At 76.6% G+C, this 1,475-nt stretch carries 1 protein-coding gene; it reads left to right on the top strand.

Features of this window, described 5'->3' with window-relative positions:
- On the top strand, nucleotides 1–1,475 hold a 1,475-nt coding region (locus ACFRMQ_RS40730), incomplete at both ends, for a condensation domain-containing protein (protein WP_380735974.1).

Raw genomic sequence — 1,475 nt, 5'->3', positions numbered from 1 at the left:
ACGACTTCTTCGAGCTGGGCGGCGACTCCATCCTCGCCGCCCGCACCCTGGCCCGGATCGCCGAGCGGCTGGGCGTCCGGCTCACCCTGCGGGACGTCTTCACCGCCCGCACCGTCGCCGACCTCGCCCCGCTGCTCGACCGGCCGTCCACCACCGCGCCGCCGCGGCCGATCCCGCCGGCCCCGCGCGGCGGGCCGCTGCCGCTCTCCAGCGCGCAGCGCCGGCTCTGGTTCCTGGAGGACCTCAACCCCGGCGGCGGCGAGAACAACACCGGCGTGGCGCTGCGACTGCGCGGCCCGGTGGACCACGAGGCCCTCGGCCGGGCGCTGAACCGGCTCGCCGCCCGCCACGACTCGCTGCGCACCACCGTGGCCACCGCCGACGGGCAGCTCGTCCAGCACGTCGCCGAGCGGGCCGAACTGCCGCTGCGAACCGAGGACCTGGCCGCCTCGGCACCCGGGGAACGCGAGGCGGCCGCCGAACGCCTGCTGGCCGAAGAGCTGGAACGGCCCTACGACCTGGCCCGGGGGCCGCTCACCCGGGCGCTGCTGATCCGGCTGGGCGCGGACGAACACCTGCTGCTGCTGGCCCAGCACCACATCGTCACCGACGGCTGGTCGGTGGGCGTGCTCACCCGCGAACTGGCCGCGCTGCTCCGGGCGGAGGCCACCGGCGAACCGGACGCGCTGCCCGAACCCGCCCTCCAGTACCCCGACTTCGCGCGGTGGGAACAGCACGGCGGGACCGACCACGCGGCGGACCTCGCGTACTGGAAGAGCGCCCTGGCCGGCCTGCCGACCCTGCGGCTGCCCACCGACCGCCCCCGGCCCGCCCAGCGCACCACCCACGGCGCGGCGCACCGCCACCACCTCCCGGCCGAACTGGTGGACCGGCTGCGCCACCTCGCCGCCGGCCGCGGCACCACCGTGTTCACCCTCTTCGCCGGGGCGTCCGCGCTGCTGCTCTCCCGCTACTCCGGCCGCCGGGACATCGCCCTCGGCACCGTCACCAACGGACGCGAGCGGCGGGACCTGGAGGAGGTGACCGGCTTCTTCGTCAACACCGTGGTGCTGCGCGGCGACGTGGACGAACGCGCCACCGTGGACGGCTTCGTGGAGAGCATGCGGGCCACCCTGCTGGACGCCTTCGCCCACGCCGCGGTGCCCTTCGACCGGGTGGTCGAGGAACTGGCGCCGCCCCGCGACCCCAGCCGGACCCCGCTGGTCCAGGTCGCGGTCGTCCAGCAGACCCCCGCCGCCCCGGCGCCCGCCGGCGGACTGCGCTTCGAGGACCACCCGCTGCCCCGCCCGGCCGCCCGCTTCGACCTGGTGCTGGAGTTCACCCCGTGGGAGGGCCGCGGCTGCACGCTGACCGTGGAGTACAACACCGACCTGTTCGAGCGGCGGACGGTGGTCGCGCTGGCGGCCCACCTGCACCGGCTGCTCGCCGGGATGGCGGACGGGCCGCAGCGCACC

Source organism: Kitasatospora sp. NPDC056783 (assembly GCF_042789895.1).
Lineage (GTDB): Bacteria > Actinomycetota > Actinomycetes > Streptomycetales > Streptomycetaceae > Kitasatospora.
Note: the sequence above shows the minus strand (reverse complement) of the source record. Positions and strands in the feature narration are given on the sequence as shown.